The sequence below is a fragment of the Pseudoalteromonas sp. SG45-1 genome, from assembly GCF_014164135.1.
Classification (GTDB): Bacteria; Pseudomonadota; Gammaproteobacteria; order Enterobacterales; family Alteromonadaceae; genus Pseudoalteromonas; species Pseudoalteromonas distincta.
In genome coordinates this window covers 55,333-74,812 of record NZ_JACJEP010000010.1, presented here as the reverse complement: position 1 = coordinate 74,812, position 19,480 = coordinate 55,333, and the positions used below count along the sequence as shown (strand labels likewise).

The 19,480-nt window shown below is 33.1% G+C and carries 15 protein-coding genes, 1 pseudogene and 1 riboswitch; of the genes and pseudogenes, 11 read left to right on the top strand and 5 right to left on the bottom strand.

All coding sequences use genetic code 11. The features are described from left to right. Positions 1-422 precede the first annotated feature (422 nt). From H5117_RS10590 to H5117_RS10575, 4 genes are all read right to left on the bottom strand, one after another. The gene (locus H5117_RS10590) at positions 423-1,739 is read right to left on the bottom strand and encodes an O-antigen ligase (protein ID WP_182737704.1); all 1,317 of its coding nucleotides are present in this window, start codon (positions 1,737-1,739) and stop codon (positions 423-425) included. 101 nt (positions 1,740-1,840) lie between these two features. Next, on the bottom strand, positions 1,841-2,350 hold the full coding sequence (locus H5117_RS10585) for a hypothetical protein (protein ID WP_182737702.1): 510 nt from the start codon (positions 2,348-2,350) through the stop codon (positions 1,841-1,843). Positions 2,351-2,371: 21 nt separating this feature from the next. Then, entirely contained in the window at positions 2,372-4,378 is a 2,007-nt protein-coding gene (locus H5117_RS10580) for an EAL domain-containing protein (RefSeq protein ID WP_182737698.1), read from the bottom strand. Next, positions 4,362-5,060 (bottom strand): transglutaminase-like cysteine peptidase, encoded by a 699-nt coding sequence (locus H5117_RS10575; protein WP_024594585.1) that lies wholly within the window; start codon positions 5,058-5,060, stop codon positions 4,362-4,364. Before H5117_RS10575 ends, H5117_RS10580 begins: the two co-directional genes overlap by 17 nt. Positions 5,061-5,354: 294 nt before the next feature. Between H5117_RS10575 and galU the strand changes: the two genes are divergently transcribed. The 10 genes and pseudogenes from galU to H5117_RS20890 all read left to right on the top strand — a co-directional run bounded on the left by galU (position 5,355) and on the right by H5117_RS20890 (position 15,571). After that, positions 5,355-6,254: a UTP--glucose-1-phosphate uridylyltransferase GalU gene (gene galU, locus H5117_RS10570; protein WP_182737695.1), complete on the top strand. Its 900-nt coding sequence runs from the start codon at positions 5,355-5,357 to the stop codon at positions 6,252-6,254. Then, positions 6,251-7,252 carry an acyltransferase gene (locus tag H5117_RS10565; protein ID WP_182737684.1) on the top strand — a complete coding sequence of 334 codons (1,002 nt, stop codon included), beginning with the start codon at positions 6,251-6,253 and terminating at the stop codon, positions 7,250-7,252. Before galU ends, H5117_RS10565 begins: the two co-directional genes overlap by 4 nt. Further along, positions 7,249-8,605 (top strand): annotated as a pseudogene (locus tag H5117_RS10560) (UDP-glucose dehydrogenase family protein). Before H5117_RS10565 ends, H5117_RS10560 begins: the two are co-directional and overlap by 4 nt. Positions 8,606-8,608: 3 nt before the next feature. After that, on the top strand, positions 8,609-9,607 hold the full coding sequence (locus H5117_RS10555; RefSeq protein WP_182737681.1) for an NAD-dependent epimerase: 999 nt from the start codon (positions 8,609-8,611) through the stop codon (positions 9,605-9,607). Between the two features lie 14 nt (positions 9,608-9,621). After that, entirely contained in the window at positions 9,622-10,764 is a 1,143-nt protein-coding gene (locus tag H5117_RS10550; protein ID WP_182737677.1) for a glycosyltransferase, read from the top strand. Beyond that, positions 10,761-11,894, top strand: a complete 1,134-nt coding sequence (locus H5117_RS10545) for a glycosyltransferase family 4 protein (RefSeq protein ID WP_182737673.1) — start codon at positions 10,761-10,763, stop codon at positions 11,892-11,894. The genes H5117_RS10550 and H5117_RS10545 overlap by 4 nt, the downstream gene beginning before the upstream one ends. 2 nt (positions 11,895-11,896) lie before the next feature. Then, on the top strand, positions 11,897-13,216 hold the full coding sequence (locus H5117_RS10540; protein WP_182737672.1) for an O-antigen ligase family protein: 1,320 nt from the start codon (positions 11,897-11,899) through the stop codon (positions 13,214-13,216). A 2-nt stretch (positions 13,217-13,218) separates the two neighbouring features. Then, positions 13,219-13,794 carry a serine O-acetyltransferase gene (locus H5117_RS10535; protein ID WP_259404398.1) on the top strand — a complete coding sequence of 192 codons (576 nt, stop codon included), beginning with the start codon at positions 13,219-13,221 and terminating at the stop codon, positions 13,792-13,794. Between the two features lie 85 nt (positions 13,795-13,879). After that, positions 13,880-15,076: a lipopolysaccharide biosynthesis protein gene (locus H5117_RS10530; RefSeq protein WP_182737670.1), complete on the top strand. Its 1,197-nt coding sequence runs from the start codon at positions 13,880-13,882 to the stop codon at positions 15,074-15,076. Positions 15,077-15,301: 225 nt separating this feature from the next. Further along, positions 15,302-15,571: an acyltransferase family protein gene (locus H5117_RS20890; RefSeq protein WP_404936132.1), complete on the top strand. Its 270-nt coding sequence runs from the start codon at positions 15,302-15,304 to the stop codon at positions 15,569-15,571. A gap of 708 nt (positions 15,572-16,279) precedes the next feature. On the opposite strand, the gene H5117_RS10520 is transcribed toward H5117_RS20890, so the two are convergent. Next, the gene (locus H5117_RS10520) at positions 16,280-17,404 is read right to left on the bottom strand and encodes a hypothetical protein (RefSeq protein ID WP_182737668.1); all 1,125 of its coding nucleotides are present in this window, start codon (positions 17,402-17,404) and stop codon (positions 16,280-16,282) included. A gap of 90 nt (positions 17,405-17,494) precedes the next feature. Further along, positions 17,495-17,586: riboswitch (cyclic di-GMP riboswitch) on the bottom strand. A 1,482-nt stretch (positions 17,587-19,068) separates the two neighbouring features. On the opposite strand from H5117_RS10520, the gene H5117_RS10515 reads away from it, so the two are divergent. Continuing rightward, positions 19,069-19,419, top strand: a complete 351-nt coding sequence (locus tag H5117_RS10515; RefSeq protein WP_182737810.1) for a 3-phosphoshikimate 1-carboxyvinyltransferase — start codon at positions 19,069-19,071, stop codon at positions 19,417-19,419. Positions 19,420-19,480: the final 61 nt, after the last annotated feature.

The window sequence follows — 19,480 nt, the reverse complement described above, 5'->3', positions numbered from 1 at the left end:
GAAAGAGGAGTAAATGAGAAAGCAGAATGCCATTCAGGGTATATTTTTGGTTTTATTACTTCCTCTAAAAGCGTAGCGCCTCTTAACCTCTTAGTGAAAAAATCACTAATTACAGGCGCTGCTGTTACAAAGCAATGCTTAAAATTATTCAATTTATTTAAAAACCAGCTAAAGATCTATTTGCACAAAGAGAAGTAAATGAGAAAAAATAATGCTATTCAGAGTATAGTTTCTGCTTTATTACTTCCTCTAAAAGCGTAGCGCCTCTTAACCTCTTAGTGAATAAATCTCTTATTAAAGGCTTTGCTTGTCACGCTAACAAGTTAACCGTAAATTTAACCTTGACGGTAGAGGCTGAACTTGCTCGCGTGAGAAGCGCAGCTTCTAACCACTCTATATTAGGTAATTACTTGGCTTTGTATTTAACCATGCTCTTTTCGGCTTCGTTTAGACGCAGGTAACTTACTACTCAATATTGCCAAGCATAAAATAGTCATAAACAACATTGAGTTTGCACCAGCTTGTAAAGAGTAATCTACCAACGAATGCAGCAGCATATCTATAATTGCAATGGCACAGCCAAAAGCAACGCCCTGAAACAGCGCTGTTTTACGCTTTCGCATAGTCGCTATACATAGCCATAAACAATAAAGTATAAGTGAGCCCAGTGCGGCTGTAGTGGGTATACCCAGCTCTACTGCAAACTGTACGTAATCGTTATGGGCATTATCGTAATAACCAGAATAAGGCTCAGACTGATACGCCGGAAACGCAGTATAAAATGTACCACCACCAGAGCCCAATAAAGGTTTATCTAAAATGAGCGGTATTGAATCACGTACAACTTCGTCGCGGGTTTCTGATGAAATACTGGTTTCGCTTATACGCTGTTTAACTTTTTCTACATCAAATATAGCGCCAATAATAATTAAATCGATTATAAAAAAACTAACTATAAGTAGTTTAAACGCTTTAGGTTTTTGCCTGTAAATAAAAAACGCGAGTAAGCTAACAACCATTAATGCAATAAAAAATGCAGAGTTACCCATTCGGCTACGCGTTAAAATTAACGCAACAATAATTATAATTAACGAAATACGTAAAATTATTTTTGAGCTTAAAAGTATTTCTGTCCACGCCCGAAGTGTTTGTTTTAATGTTTGTTTATAGTCGCTAGTTGAGCGTTTTAGCTCGCTAACTAAAACACCAATACCCAAACACAAACATAAAGCTAAAAAGTTAGCTAAAAAGTTAGAGTAGGTAAATGTACCAATAGCACGTTCGGTATGTTTATAGCCAAATAGCGGGCTGATTATATCGGGCGATAAATTTAAATAAGTGGCATACAAAGCCTGAAACACACCGGCACTTATAATTGCATATATTAAATATTTAATACGCTGTGCGCTATTGCAGTAAATAAACAACAACCAACAAAACAAAATCATAAAGCTGGTTTTTAAAAGCATTTGCTTAGTTTGAAAAGGATCAACGCTCACCGTGTACATTTGCACAACGCACGCAGCAGCAACCAAGCCCAAAGCAGTAAATACAGGCCAAGAATACAAAGGAGGGTATAACGATTGCTCGTTATTGGTAGCGCTATAAACTAAATGAGTTAAAAAAGTAGCGCTAATTAATAAACCCATAGCTAATATAGCCCAAGGGCGGTAGCTGCCTAAAGGGAGTGGGAGTAAAAATAAAATGCAGCACAGCAAAAAAAATAATAAACGATTCACAGTTTTCTCAAACAAAGAGCTTAAAGGTAGGAGCTTAAAGTAACGGCTCCAAAATAAAAACGCAGCCAATTGGCTGCGTTTTTATAATATTGCAAAGGCAGTTAGTTAATTACTTCTGATATACCTGCATCACCACCAGTGCCGCCGGCACCTTGCGGTACAGCAGTTGTTGGTAAAGTAACAATTACCGGAGCATCAGGAGCTGGTGCGCCATCTGGGCCGGCTGCTGTTGCTTCAGATGCAACAGTAGCATCAACGCCAGCTGTAATTGCAGCTAAAGTAACTGCATCGCTGTCAATGCCTGCAGCAGTCATTGCAGCTAAAAAGTTAGATATTAATGGGCTGTCAGCTCCAATTGCAGCAATAACATCGTTCATCATTGCATCAATTTGGTCAGGGGTACAATCGCTACAAATTGCTAAAATTGCGGCAGTCAAATCGGCTTCAAGCTGCTCAGGCGATGTTTCAGCCGTGGCATTATTTAAAATGGTTACCAAAGCACTTACATTTTGCGCAGGTGCAGTTAAACCAGTATCAGTTTGTGCATAACTAGGTAAAGCTGTAAGTGCAGACGCACCAGCAATTAGGCCAGCTAATAAAAATAATTTCATGTCTCGTCCCTTGGTTGAGTTCTAATTACAAAATTTTAGCGCATCGGTGCAAAAAGTAAACTCTTTATTTACGCCATTATTATTAGTTTTGACTATTTTAGAGGGAGGCATAATTAAATTACCTTGCACACCATCACAGCCTAAGCTTTCAAGTATCTTTAAAGTCTCAGGTTTTTCAATTAAACAGGCTAAAACTTCAATGCCAAAGCCATGACAAATATTGTTCACTGTTTGAATAAAAAATTGGCTTTGCGTGTTATCAAGAAGGTCTTGAATATAACTACCATCAATTTTTACAAACTCAATGTCTAAACCCTGTAAATACCTAAACGACGTTAAACTTGTTCCAAAGTGCTCAATACACACACTAATACCAATATCTTTAATTGCATCTATGTGCTTTGAAGCTATATGTACATTATAAAGTAAACTAATTTCATGTAACTCAAAAATAAGGTTAGTTTTAATAACTGGTTTAGTGTGTGCATAAAGCGTTAACCATTGTATAAAATCAGCCGAATATAAAGATGCCTTACTTACGTTTAAGGCAAATACATCATCAGGGTATTGTTCTTTTATATTTACAAAGTTACGAATTATTTTTTTGTCTAATTCTTCGGTTAAATTAAGCTTTTCGGCCATAGCAAATAAGTGGCCATTATTTACCTTTTCACCTTCATGGGTAAAGTGGGCAAATGCCTCAAAGTAACACTGCTTGTTTTGTGAGTTAGCGCGTTTAACTGGCTGCACCGAAAAGCTAACCTCACCAGAGTCAATAATCGACTGAATAAGTGTACGCCATTGTTTAACACTAAATAGCGTATCTTTATCTATTTTGTTAGTTTCTATTGTATCGCCAATAGTACTACCTGTATCTAAAGCAGATAAAACACTACCAATAGACGAGCCTTTATTCACTTCTAATATAGCAAAATTAGCAAATCCATTAACATGTAAGCTATTTTTTTGTTTACTAAAGGCATCGGTAATTTCTAAGCGTGTTCTATTTAAAAACTGCGTATCGTAAGGAATAAGCGCTATAAAAGTACTACCATTTAACCTAAATATTTTAGAGTTAGTTAGGTTGCCAATAATTTTAGTAAGAATAACGCTTACATCTTTCACATGGGCGTCACCATCTTGATAACTAACAGTTTGGTTTATATTTGTAAGTGAAGGTAGGGTAATCATCATTGCAGTAAGTGGCGCATCGGTGGTTATTGTATCAACAACCGAGCTAAAGTGATTTTCAAACAACTTTCGATTACCTAAACCAGTTAAAGAATCAATATAAACTTCTTCTGTTAAGGCTTGGGTTTGTTTAGTTAAAGAGTCAAAAGTACTTTGTAAGTTAATAACCATATTATTTATAGCTTTGGTTACAGTGCGCAGCTCTCGTGCAACAGGTATTTCTTCGTTTAATGTAAAGCGCTTACGAGTAACAAGGTGAGCTTGATGCTCAACTGCTTTTAAAGGCTTAAATACTTCGCGTAATATTAAAAAAGCAACTGCAAGCGAGGCAATTAGTATTAAAAAAGAACCATAAAAGCTGCGTTTTGTATGCTCCCACAACGTAAAATAAGACTGGCCAGTATGGCTTGTAACCTCAAGTATACCTGCCATGATCCAACCGTTATTGAGTTCCGACTGCATAGTGGGGGCTTTTAAACTACTTAAAGCAATAAACCAATTAGGCACAGATTCAACACGCTTAGGATTTTCGAGATCAAATACAACTTGGCTTTGTGAATTTGTAAATTTAATTTCTTTGTAGTAACCAGAATCAAAAATAGCAGTAGCCATTGTTTCAGCTATCACTAGGTTTTCTGGCTCCAAATAAGGCGAAATAGAAAGCCCTAAGCTGGTAGCTGTGTCTTGGGCATGGCTTCCCATTTGGGTTTGTAAGTAATCGCGAGTAGTTTCAACATCTGTAACTACTCGAACCACAAATGAAACAACCGAAATAACGATTATTAAACCATAAACTTGGGTTTTAAGACTCAATCCATTTTTAAAAAGTCGAGACATAACTGGTAGTTCCTTTAATGTTACTTTTAATGGGAGCAAGCTCACCTTGTTCAATTCGCTCTAGCATAGTATTCCAAGCCGACACACCACGGCTATTTTTTACTTTATTGCCTAACCCTTTCGATTTAGCTAACCAAAGCCCTTGACCATTAAAACTGTAAATAGGCGTTAAATCGGGGCGTTTATTAGCGGGCAGCAGTTTAGTATTAAAGTTACCTAAAACAAAGGGAATTCTGTTTGGATCTTCTATATATATAAGTACCATGTGGGGTTGGTTTACTGTGCGCTGTCGTACATACATTAAACGTATTTTATCCTCAGGAACACCTAGCGCTATTAACGTAAAGTATTTAGCAATAACGTAATCTTCGCAATCGCCCATACCAACACCTAAGCTCTCTAGCGGGGTAGCCCAGTAATCTTTTTGCTGCCAAAGATCTTCATCGCTTTTGTATTTAATGTGTTTATTAAAAAAATCGTTAACAAGATGAATTTTTTTCCATTCGCTTTCATCAGCTGAGTCATCAATAAAATTAAGCCAATCTTTAATTCGTTTATGGCCTTCGTTGCCATACTGTTGCTGTGCACGGGTAATAATATCGCTATTACGCAAATACAAAAGCATATCTTGTGCACATACAAAAAACGACACAATAAATAAAATGCAAAGCCCTAAGCGCACAAATGTTCCTTAAGTTAGTAATCCTTAATAAATAACTATACCAGTATAGTATTATTGCTTTTAAAAAGGTAGATCATCAAAAAGTATTAGGAGCTATGTTAGTGCAATGCAGTTCACTTTTGATGCAACATAAAATTAACAAAAAAACAATCAAAAAGTACTCTTTAATTATTGAGTGCATTATTGTGTTGTGTATAATAGCAATCTCACACGGCATGTGAAGCGCTCGAAAAGGGATTTTAGCTTAGTAATTCCTTTTTTTGTTGTTTAGCAAAAATAATGAAAGGAATTAAAGTGAAAGTTTTAAAAGCAGTATTACCTGTAGCTGGTCTTGGTACGCGTATGTTACCAGCCACAAAAGCCATCCCTAAAGAAATGCTTCCTCTGGTAGATAAACCTTTAATTCAATACGTTGTTGACGAAGCTGTAGCAGCTGGCATTAAAGAAATCGTGCTTGTTACACATGCTTCAAAAAACTCAATAGAAAACCACTTTGATACAAGCTTTGAGCTAGAAGCCACATTAGAGGCACGCGTAAAACGTAGCCTGCTAGAAGAGGTTCGCTCAATAGTGCCAAAAGATGTAACCGTAATTTCGGTTCGCCAATCGGCACCACTAGGTTTAGGCCATGCTGTTTTAGCGGCGCGCCCAATAGTAGGTAACAACCCATTTGCAGTAATGTTACCCGACGTAATTATTGATAAATACAAATCAAACCCAAAAACCGATAATTTAAGCCAAATGATCGACCGTTTCGACCAAACAGGCCATAACCAAGTAATGGTAGAGCCAGTACCAAAAGAGCAAGTACACCAATATGGTGTGGTTGACCTAGCGGGTATAAAAATTAACGCGGGCGAAAACGCAACAATTAAAAACATGGTAGAAAAGCCAAATACCGATGAAGCGCCAAGCAACCTAGCTATTACAGGCCGTTATGTTGTATCGCCTACTATTTGGGATTTACTAGAGTACACCCCACCAGGTGCAGGCGGCGAAATACAACTTACCGATGCTTTATTACAATTGCGCCACCTAGAAACACTCGAAGCATACCACTTAAAAGGCCAGTCGCACGATTGTGGTTCTAAGTTGGGCTATATGCTTGCCAATGTAGAATATGCAATGCAATCAAGCCATATGGGTGAAGAGTTTACTAAACAAGCCATGGAACTATTAAGTAATTATAAATGAAACATATTAGACAATTAAGCCTAGATGGTTTAAGAGGCATAGCCGCATTGTCAGTTGTTATTTATCATTATTTCTACCGTATAGATGAAATATATAACACTGGCTCTAATGAAATGGATTGGACTTACTTTGGTCATTTTGGCGTTCATTTGTTTTTTATGATAAGTGGTTTTGTTATTTTTATGTCTATAAGTAAGGAAACCAAGCCAGTAAGTTTCATTGTTAGTCGCTTTTCTAGATTATACCCAACATATTTTTTTGCTGTAATTATTACTTTTACAGTTGTTTACATATTTGGTCTTCAAGGACGTGAGGTTGGAGTATTTAACGCTTTATTAAATTTATTAATGTTTCAAGAGTTTTTGGGTATTTCACACGTTGATGGAGTTTATTGGACATTAACTGTTGAAATTACATTTTATTTTTGGTGTTTCGTTTTGATCTTATTTAAAAAAATAGATCTTTTGATATTCACACTTTTTTCATTTTTATTTTTATCTTTTACTGTTGAATTATTACCTGAAAATATTTATAAAATTATAGGGAAATTATTTTTCATTAATTATGTCAGTTTCTTTTTGCTCGGAGTAATGACATATAAGTTAAAAAAGGAATATTTAAAATATAGAAATGTATTTCAGATTCTTTTAATTTTTACTGTGTTATTTATTAATAATGAAAATGAGGATTTCATAGCTTACGGTTTTATTTATATTTTCTTTTTATTAGGTGTCTATGATGTTCTTAAATTCCTAAAATTCAAAGTTTTTATATTTATGGGTGAAATCTCTTATTCATTATATTTAGTTCATCAAAACATAGGTTATGTAATAATTACAAAAATGATGAATGCTAACATTCCAAAGTTAGCGGCTGCACTAGTGGCTTTTATTGTCTCAGTGCTTTTAGCAAAGCTTATGTATACTTATATTGAAGTTAAACTGAGTAGGTACGTTAAGCTTTATTTAAATAATAAATTAAAAGAAGCTAGAATATGAAAGTTACATTCTATGGTATAGGTTACGTAGGCTTAGTACAAGCTACTGTGCTGGCGGATGCAGGGCACGATGTATGTTGTGTAGATATTGACGAAACGCGTTTAAACAACCTAAAAAAAGGCATTATTCCTATTTATGAGCCTGGCTTAACACCTTTAGTTGAAAAAAAACTTTGCTGACGGGCGTTTAATATTTACAACCGATGTTAAGTTTGGTGTTGAATTCGGTGATTTACAGTTTATTGCAGTAGGCACACCGCCAGACGAGGATGGTTCAGCTGATTTAAAATACGTACTCAAAGTAGCTGAAACAATCGCTACTCATATATCTACGTCTAAAGTAATTATTGATAAGTCAACTGTACCAGTAGGTACAGCAAATAAAGTAAAAGCAAAAATACAAAGTGTGCTTAATGTACGTAAAAGCGATTTAGAATTTGCTGTTGTGTCAAACCCTGAGTTTTTAAAAGAAGGCGCCGCAGTAAATGACTGCAAACGCCCAGAACGCATAATAATTGGAACCGATTCAAAAACAGCTGAAGAACAAATGCGTGAGTTATACGCACCTTTCAACCGTAACCACGAAAAAATAATTGTTATGGATATAAAAAGTGCTGAACTAACCAAATACGCTGCCAATTGTATGTTAGCAACCAAAATAAGCTTTATGAACGAAATGGCTAACATCGCAGAACGAGTAGGGGCTGACATAGAAAGCGTCCGGCAGGGCATTGGTTCTGACTCGCGTATTGGTTTTCAGATTATATACCCAGGCTGTGGTTACGGTGGATCGTGTTTTCCAAAAGACGTTCAAGCATTAGTACGCACTGCCGATGGGATAGGCTACGAATCACAAATACTAAAAGCTGTTGAAGCGGTAAATTACGCACAAAAAAATAAAATGTTTGAATACATTAGCAAACACTTTGATTTAGCAAATAACCCTGGTGCAATAAAAGGCAAAACGTTTGCAGTATGGGGATTAAGCTTTAAACCAAACACCGACGATATGCGTGAAGCGCCTAGTCGAATATTAATGGAACAGCTCTGGGCTGCGGGCGCAAATGTACAAGCCTACGACCCAGAGGCAATGGAAGAAACACAGCGTATTTATGGATCCCGTACAGATTTAAGCTTAATGGGTACTAAAGAATCGGTTTTAAATAATGCTGATGCGTTAGTAATTTGTACCGAATGGCAAAATTTTAGAGCACCAGACTTTGATTTAATTAAATCACAATTAAACGAGTTAGTAATATTTGATGGGCGTAACTTATTTGACCCTGAACGCATGGATAAAAAATTAATTAAGTACTACGGCATTGGTCGCGGTTTATCGATTCTAGGAGAATAAATAATGAAATATTTAGTAACAGGTGCCGCAGGCTTTATTGGTAATTTTGTAGCTGAACGCTTATGTAACGATGGCCACGAAGTAGTAGGGCTAGATAACCTAAACGACTATTACGATCCTGCATTAAAACATGCAAGGCTTGAGCGTATTAAACACCTTACTCAATTTCGTTTTGTAAAAATGGATTTAGCCGACAGAGACGGCATAGCCAACTTATTTAAAGATGAAAAATTTGACCGCGTTATACACTTAGCAGCGCAAGCTGGCGTGCGTTACTCAATAGAAAACCCAATGGCTTACATTGACTCTAACTTAGTGGGCACTGCTACTATTTTAGAAGGGTGTCGCCACAATAAAGTACAGCATTTAGTGTATGCATCATCAAGCTCTGTTTATGGCATGAACGAAAAAATGCCATTTTCGACTGATGACGCAGTAGATCATCCGGTATCACTTTATGCTGCTACTAAGAAGTCGAATGAACTAATGGCTCATAGTTATAGCCATTTATATGATTTACCAACGACTGGTTTACGATTTTTCACCGTGTATGGTCCTTGGGGTCGCCCAGATATGGCACCTTACTTATTTACAGATGCTATTTTAAATGACCGCGAGATCAAAGTATTCAATAACGGTAAAATGAAGCGTGATTTTACATACATAGACGACATAGTTGAGGGCATAATACGTATTCAAGATGTGGTTCCTGTGCGTAATGCAAATAATACCAACACTTCACCTGAATCTAGTAAAGCACCATACCGTGTGTTTAATATTGGTAATAACGAACCTATCGCATTAATGACCTTTATTGAGTCAATTGAAAAAGCGGCAGGTAAAATAGCCGACAAAAATTATATGCCAATGCAAGCAGGTGACGTACCAGCAACATTCGCAGATATAGATAGCCTACAAAAAGAAGTTGGCTTTAAACCTAATACAAACATTGAATACGGTATGCAACAGTTTGTTAATTGGTATAAGAAATATAATTCATAAAAGAGAAAATAACGTTGAAAGGTATATATTTAATAAATTCACTTGAAGGCGGTGGTGCTGAAAGAGTATTTAGTAATTTAGTTAAAATTCAAAGCGAATCAGAAACACTAAATAGTTTTTCTGTTATTTTACTCGATAATAAAAAAGTTGCTTATCAACTTCCATCAGAAATACATTTAAACCAGCTAAACGGACCAAGACCTAGCTTAAAGAATTTAATTGATTTTTTAATGCTAATAAAAAAAGAAAAACCTACGTATGTAGTTAGTTTTTTAACAAGGGCTAATTTTTTTAATGTTTTAGGCTCTCTTATTTTTGGTTACAAGTCAATCATAAGCGAACGAAGTAATACTGATGGAAGATTAAATAAACGTTTTTATTATATAAAAAAAATTGTAACTAAGCTGGTTTACGGAAAAGCAGATAAGATTATTGCAGTATCAAAAGGTGTAGAAAACTGTTTGATTGAAAATTATTTTATTAACCCCAAAAATGTTGTTTCTTTACATAACCCTGTCAATATTAATATGATAGAAAAGATTGCGAAAGATTCAAATGTTAGCATTACTAAACCATACATAGCAGTCATGGGTAGGTTAGTTACTTCAAAATGTTTTGATGTTTTAATCGATGCTTATGCTTTAGCAGATATAAAAGAAGACCTTAGAATATTAGGCGAAGGTCCAGAACTTGAGCGTTTAAAATGCAAAGTAATAAGCTTAAAATTAGAGAAAAAAATCCATTTTATGGGGTTTCAAAAAAATCCTTATGTTTATATTAAAAATGCAGGTTTTTTTATATTACCTTCAAGTTTAGAAGGCTTTCCTAATGCATTAGTAGAAGCTATGGCTTTAAAAAAAGCTGTAATAAGTACTAATTGCACTGATGGTCCTAGTGAGATTCTAAAGTTAAATCAGCTTATTCCTGCTGAAGAGTATGTTGAAACTGAGTACGGGATAATGATTAACGTTAAGGATAAAATAGGTTTGTCGAAAGCTATACGCACCTTAAGTCTTAATGAAAGTTTAAAAAATAAATTAGCTAAAAAAAGTTATTTAAGAGTTCAGGATTATTCGCCAGATAAATTTCGCGATAAATTTGTTGAAATAATAGTAAATACATTAGCAAACCAAAATAATGAGAAGCCATTGATATGAGAAATATTCGTTTAGCCTTTTTAGGCGGTCGTGGGATTTACTCAAACTATGGTGGGGTAGAGAATGCTATTAGAGAAATTTCAGATGTAATAAGTCAGAAAGAAAATACAAAAGTTACTGTTTATGGAACAAAAACGGAAGACTTTAGTAAAGTAAATCAAGAAATTATAAAAAATGTACAAGCAGTAAATAGTCCAAGTTGGATTTATAAAAAACTAGGACAACACGGAATTATTTTTTGGTGTGTTTTGCACTTAATGTTTATAAGTAGACCAAATGTAGTTTTTGTATTTGCTTCTGGACCATGTATTTTTACACCTTTACTACGTTTAAGCGGAATAAAAGTTGTATCGAGCCTAAGGGCAATTGATAGCGCAAGAGATAAGTGGGGATTTGTTAGTCGTAACATTTTACGCATGGGTGAATATTGTGCTTGGCGTTTTGCAAATGTATTTACGGCTAATAGTAAAGAAATGATTGAGATCTATAGCAAATACAGATCTGATGCTTTGTTTGTACCAAACGGTGCTAAATCAATTAACGTTGACGCTGTAAATACGCTCAGTAAATATAATTTAATTCCTGACGAATATATGTTATTCGCTGCAAGGATTGATCCTGTAAAAAGGTTACACCTTTTGGTTAATGCACATAATAATATATCTCAAAAACGTAGAATGAAATTGGTTATTGCTGGCGGTAACTCTAAAGATCCAGAATACCTAAATAAACAGATTAGTGATGCAAATGGAGATATTTTATTTGTTGGACATTTAGGGCAACAAGAATTGGAAGCTTTATTGAAAAACAGTAGAGCTTTTATATCGCCATCAATCTTAGAGGGCATGTCTAACAGTATTCTTTCTGCAATGATAAATGGTAAAGCAGTTTTAGCCGCTGATATTAAAGCTAACACAGATATTCTTGATGATGATAGGGCAGTATTCCCTGCAGATAATTTAGACTTACTGCAGTCTGGTCTTATGAAAATATCTAATGATAAAGATTTTTGTTTTAATCTTGGTGTTAAGTTGAAGGAGCATGCACAAAGTAATTTCTCTTGGGAAAGCACCGCTAATAAATTTTACAACGCAGCCTTGGCGTGTATTAACGCAAAAGATGATAGCTAAATATGTGGACGATTATAGCCCTTATAGTGGGCTTAATTTTTTTATACATAACCGCAACTAAAGGGGCTAAGCTTAAAAATACTAGTTTACTGTTTGTAGGTTTGGCTATTTGGTTGAGGTATTTTCTCTCTGCTTTTCATGAGATAACATTTCCACCAATAGTTGCTGGATTATCTATAAATGCTTTAGCCGCTATTATAGTTGCGAGTATTGGGATTTTTTTATTACCAATAAAAATATTATTAATAAAAAAATTAACACCGGTGTATATTTTTATTATATGTATTTTTATAAGTGCTCTAGTAAACGTTAGTATAATTGGGTTTATTTCAGCAATAACAAAATGGATATATTTTATCGCGATTACTATGCATTTTTTTATTGCTATAAATTATTTAAAAACGAGTGTTGCAATACGTTATATATTAATTCCATTAGGTATGCCGGTGGTTTTGCAAGTTATATCTATTTTTTTGGGGCAAAGTAAAGCTACTGAGGCGGATGGATCAGTGAGTTTTGTTGGTGGTTACAATCACGAAGCGGTATTTTCTATTTTAGTATTTACATTTCTTTGTATGTTAACACTTGTTCCAAAGAAAAAAATAAAATTTCAAAATGTATTAATAATAATTTCAATATTTAGTTTAATAATGACTAATTATAGAACAACATTACTCGCGTGTTTACCTGTGCTTATTTTTTACATGTGGACTCAAGTAACCTACTCACTAATAAAAACTCAAAGGCTGGCTGTTTCTTTATTTTTGACAATTGCGGTTGTAGTTTTCGGTGGGGTTTTAGTCGTTTTATTTGGTGAAAGATTTTCAGATATTGTTGTTGTAATTAATCAGGCTGGGGATCTTATAAAGCCAGCAATATATTATTCAAGAAGTCAGCAGGATATTTTTTCGGCTCGAGTATATTACTGGAGTTTATATATTACTGAGTATGTTAACTCTGGATTACAAGTTCACATATTCGGGTTTGGACCAGATAACTGGAAGAACTATTTTGAAAAGTACGCCCATAACTCTTTTGTTTCGTACTTATTTGAGTATGGGATTTTAGGGCTTGTATCTTTTGTATTTTTATTAACAGCTCCAATTTTGTGGCTATTAAAAATAATAAATAATAAAAATGTTATAAAAACAGAAATAAGTAGTCGTCTGTTAGCTTGTCATTTAGGTTTTTTTATTTTGAATTTAGCAACTATGCCACTTTGGCAAATAGAGGGGTCTACTCTTTACGCTTTAATAACAGCATTGACAATATATAATCAACATACGGTTCGAAATAACAAATTAAGGGGCAGAAAATTATGATTATGTCTAAGCATGATTATAAAAGATATTTATTAGAAGATAAAAAAAGTCTCGGTGCTAAAGATAGCTTTAAAGAATGGCTATTTCACGATATCTGGCGTTTTCAAAGAGCTTTAAGAAGAGCCGAATATTGGACTAATTGCCATAAATCTTTTGCTGGTAGAGTTTTGGGGTTATTATTCAGGTTTTACTCAAAAAAAGTAGGGCAAAAATTTGGCTTTACAATACCCGTTAATACTTTTGGAGCGGGTTTATCAATTGCTCACGTCGGCACCATCGTTATTAACTCTCATACAAGAATAGGTACTAATTGTAGAGTCCATGTTTGTGTCAATATTGGAGCAGCAACTAATAATAGCTTACATGTCCCAATCATTGGAGATAATTGTTATATAGGCCCGGGGGCAAAATTGTATGGGGATATTATTATTGGCGATAATACTGGAATAGGTGCAAATAGTGTTGTAAACAAATCATTTAAAGAAGGAAATCAAACTATAGCAGGATTACCGGCTAGAAAAGTATCAGATAGAGGTCCTATGCAATTTCGTTCTTTTAGCGTAACACAGAGTAAATAAGTATATGAGTTTTGCGAAGCAGTTTTCTTACTCTTCATTACACCGAATTATTCAAGTTTTTTCATCTATTATACTCGTATTATGTATGATGAAAGTATGGGGAAAGAGTGAGTATGGGTATTATGCATATTATATATCAATAGCTACGATACTTTTAGCAATAGCTGAATTTGGTACTCCTAATGTATTTAGGCGTAATTATACAGATACTGAAAGTCACACAAAGAAAGAAGTTTATAGCTCTCTTTATGTACTTAGGCTTTTATTTATAACCCCAATAGCTCTGACTTTTTTAGGGTTAGGATGGTACTATAATAGTTTGTTTTTTATCTACTATAGCCTTGTAACAGTAATTATTAGTTTCAGACTAAATGAATACAAATTAGAGATGAACTCTGAAAATAAATTTATCTCAAAAATGAAAAGTTTGATTTATTTATTTGGATTAATTACAAAAGTGACTGCAATTTATAACGGAGCGACGTTAGAGACTATTGGATTAATTACCCTAATTGAGCATTGTCTTTTTACACTTGCATTTATCAAGAGAACAGGTTTTGACTTTAAGTTCAATATGTTGAAAAAAGATTTATTAAAGGCTTTTTTTTACACATCTGCAGCGTTCGCATCTACGTACATAATCGCCTTACTTGGAGGGAAGATATACACGTTATTAGTATTTAATGTTTTAGGAAGTGAGGAAACAGCTGTTTTTGCTTTTTCCACACGAATGCTGGAAATACTTTTAGTCCCAACGCAAGTATTTCCTGTTGTTATAATTCCACTATTAATGAAAAGCACATTAAGCAGAGATATTTTGTACACTCATATAAATAGAGCTTTTTCGTATTTATATTTGGGAATAACGATATGTTCTGTATTTGTTTTACCTATTATTTTACCTTACATTATCGACGGTACCGAAAATATAGTCCAATTTTTACCTTTGTATTGTTTAACTCTAGTGTTTTCTTTGGGAAACACTTTAGCTGGAGTATATTTTATATCACTTAATTATAACAAAATATTAATTTATAGATCTTTAGGCTTGCTTATTAGTAATTTAAGCACTGGCTTGTTGTTTATGGAATTGTGGGGCTTGTTGGGTACTATTTACTCTATTATTTTCTCATTTTTTATTGTAGATATTGTTGGAGCTGTATTTAGTTTAGCATGCCGCAAAGAGTATAGATTCCGATTAGCTGGCTTTTTAAAGCCATGGTTATTACTTAAGTCAATTTTAAACTTGTCTGAAACTTTTAGACACAGCAATAAGAGTTAGAATAATAAACCTTCGCTACCATGGTTTGGATTATACGAGTTCAGTATTGATGATTGTTGGTGTTTTTTTCATGCTTCTTTGATATATAAATATCAGCCGGATTGGCGGATATTTAATGATTCAGGAAATATTTTATTTAATTATTTTACTGACTTTATTAAATCATTTCGTATGGAGGTATTTTATATAAATTGTGTTTTTTTACGTTTTAGTATTTGACAAGGGATTTATAAAAATATTCTTCGAGACAGATTAAACCGAGTTATGATTCCTTTAATATTCACTGGAGGTACAATTAATTCAGTATTTAATTATTATAGTTTCAATGAACACTACAGCGGAGTTTACAACTATATTCTCAAAGGTGATTGGATGGGACACCTTTGGTTTATAGGTAATTTAGCTATATATTATTTATGTTTTTACTTTCTTTTGACCCTATGTTGTAAAAGTAAGAATGTTAATAACAGTAAAATATACTATTTTCTTTCATAGTTACACCTCTTTCCTCGGTTTTTCTTTTTGGATTGGTTTGCATAATAAAACCTGAAATTTTATTTATCTCAACAAGAGCTCTTCTTGATTATGCTCCTTACTTTATTCTTGGTATGTACTTGTATAAAGAGAGAGATGCATTTTTTTGAATTAATGAATATAAATTTAACAATGGCTAAAATTGTATTTACAAGCGCTTTATTTTATTCTCTGTCTTTATTGTTATCTGCAACTAACTATCTTCTACTATAGTTTTTGTTACATTCATAGGAGCCTTTTTTGGGATAGCATCAATCTCTTTACTTTCTTATATCGGTCGAAATAAAAGTGAAAAAATAAAACTCCTTTCCGATGCTATTTATACAATCTATTTGTTACATCAACCTGTTATTGTTATTCTTTAATAATGTCTAAGTATACCCTCCCTATACTGATTTAGTTTTTGAAAATTTGTATATTTACCCCTTTAAGTACATTTTATTTCCATCAATAAATAGTTAAAAAATCTAATATATTATCATTTCTTTTTAGTGGTAAATTACGAAATAGTAAATGAATGTAATATCCCATATTATAAATAGATATGAATTACTTTATTTGAAATATTATTTTCGGTAGGTAAACACCAGAAACACTTTAATTTAATATATTTAACCTCTAGATAAATTTAAATGCAATTCTGGGTTTGCATTTAAATTAAAGGCAATTTTATTTACATTGAGTTAGATTATTTGGTTGATAAGCTAAGTCACCGTAATATGAGAAATTAGTATTAACAAAATCAATTGCAGTTGTATTTGTGTTTAAGTAGCGTAAATCACATAGTCTCGCAGATTCATAAACTTTTACGGTTGAATTTAACATCCTAATATGAGAATCAAAGGCGATTAAAGCAGACACGTTTGCTGTATTTATATAACATTCGGTGCATGTAAATTCATTGTTCCATAATTTTAAGTTATACCTTGCTTCGTTACCTGATAATGATTTTATTTTATTTAAAGTAATATTTTTTCCTTTAAGATCTAGATCTGCATCTCTACTATTTGAAATTACTGTATTATTAATAGTTATATTGCTGGTATTTGTATTTGAGACTATTCCGTCACCTTGCTGGTAGCTTCTACACCCTTCAATACCACCGATATTGTTTGATATAGATACATTATCTATTGATATATCCTTAGAATATCCATTTATAAGAATACCTGAAATGTGACAATCTCTTTCATTTTCAGTAGAAGTCGCTAGACCATCTAAAATTGTGTTTGAAATACTAATATTATGGGTGTCAGAACCATTTATGCGTATACCAGCCTTGTAATAACCCATACTTTTTAAGTTATTTATCGAAATATTAGATACATACTTATCAATATTGCTATCAAATTCTATGCAACTAGAGTTGTTGTAAGCATTAACACTCTCAATGTTTACGTTTTCAACATTGTTATTTTTAAACCGGAAACAATACCTGGTGTTTAAAAATGATAAGTTTCTAAATGAAATATTACTACGAGCAATAACAAACCCTGAGTTACCACCTGAATAAAAATTGTAATTGCTACTAAATGTCACATTATTAAGCCCAACAACTTCCATTGGATGACTACCTTGATTAAGTACTAGAGCATCAGTTTGTGAGTAAGTTCCAGGAAGCAAATTGATTTTATTTAATGATGTGTCAGATAATAAATTGTTTAGATTACTAATGGACGCTGGAGAATTCGCTGTATAACCATTACCAGATCCATCAGGACTAATAAAGGCTGTATTTGCTTGTAATGTAAATGAAAATAAGAAGAACGATGATAGTATAATAAATTTTTTCATGATTTATACCTTTAGTAAATTAATATTCAAATAGGTTTGAAAAATGAATAGGTAAACAAAGGTATAGTTATGAATTTCAACTAGTGTCTATGCGGTAACCCCGCTACCATAGTAAATGAAGTATTTACTTTAGGCCGGAAGCTTTGCGTCCTTGATTTTCACCAAGTTTGCCATTATCACTTTCTGCTTTTATTATAGTAAAGTTTGACTCAATTGAAAGCTTAAACTTTATTTAATTATAACTCACTGAATTAATTAAGCTAAAGTTAACTAGATTACCTATTTGAGGAACGGTGGGCATGAGATTCATACGTAATCATTGAAATTATCTAATCAAAAACTGGAAGTTTTATTATTTAATGATTATTAATGTATGGCTTTTAAGAGCCAAATTATAAAAATATTATTCTAACAAACATACTCTACTAATAGCTTTATTCTTCTTTGCTATAATCCATTTATCTAAAAAATATTTCTAAGTTGATTGCTTGAGTTTTTTAATTGCATATTATATAGTTAATAAACTATATAAATTTCTATTAAGTATTGCTACAGGTATATAATTTTATTTATTTCAAGGATGTGACACAGTTGTAAAGAAAATGGATGTACTCTTTCATTGCCCCTATAATCTGTATTTTTAATAAAGACGACTTTATATAAGAATGAAGTGACTATGTGCTTTAACGTCTCGAATGTAAGGTCTTTTATTTCACATATTATCAAATGCTAATCATTAATAACTACTATGATGAATTTACAAAAATCTAAAATTCCAAAGCTTTAAAGTTGTACTCAATTGTTTAATTAATCTGAAGCGAAATAATCCCTAATTCAAAAATGTCAAAAATTAAACGTAACCCATAAAAAATACTTGCTATACTTGAGTCATAAATAGACTACACGCGCAAAGTTCTTAGTCAAGTAGCACTTCTGCGAAAGTTTGGTGGGGCAGTAGCGAAAGGTTGACGGTACGTTGGTCATCTCGATTTTGATTAAGAGCCATATTTAATAAGTGTCGAAAACAATGTCAGCATTACCTTAAATGGTTTTGTAAATCATGATGGTATTGTAATGAATATCCGGCTATTGATGATGTAAAACCTACAGTACTAAAGGGTAACGTTTCATCGAAGTAACTGTATTATTATACTTAGAGTAACAATTGGTTCGAGCTTAATTGTTGGAGCCGGAGCCCTGATAAGTAAAGATTTACCAAGTAATGCCGTATATGCCCGGGACTCAGCTAATAAATTAAATTTCTAGCGGAATAGCAACATGGAATTTTAGATAATATTTTAGACACAAAAGGAATTAAACCTAAAAGATATTTTATTAAACGCCATGATAAACAATATTTTTATTATAGATCTATAATTAATATTTATAAAAGCTGTTATGTATTCTAAATGTGCAGGGTGTTGGAGTAGTGTATCGAATATTTGTATCCAATCGAGTTTACATTGAGGTTGAGGTTTACGCTTCAAAATGCTTTTATTAAGTTGTACATTAAGTTAATGTTCAAATAACGGTTAGGTTTAACCTTATATTTAATATTAGTAACTCCTTAATTCGATGTTTTATAAGATAAATAAACTAAACTTTCAGCGAGCTTTAACTTGAACATAAAAAATGATCCCGCAGTAAATAGTTTTTTACAAAGAATGCCAAAAAACATTCAAGAAACCTTTACTGATGAGCAGCTAATGTATCTAAAAGTTGCGATAGGTGCTCGTCAGTGGGGGAAACATAGTGTTGACTTTCGCGGCGTACTCAGCTTTTTTAGATATCGTTATTATATAGTTTTTTTAGGTGGTCGTAATAGGCGAGTGCTTAGTGAGGGGAGTAAAAAAATCTCTCTATTATTAAAAGTTTTTTTTACCAGTGTGCTTGCACTTCTACTACTATTATCATTTACATTAATAGCTTATTTGATTAAATCTGCGTTGGGAATTGATTTGTTTGAAGGATATTCATTTGGTGTTTGGTCTCGGTTTAAGAGCCTATTTAATTAAACTCACCTTATCCTAATTGTTCTTTTTTCGTTAGAATGTAAATTTTTCTGTTATTCGAACT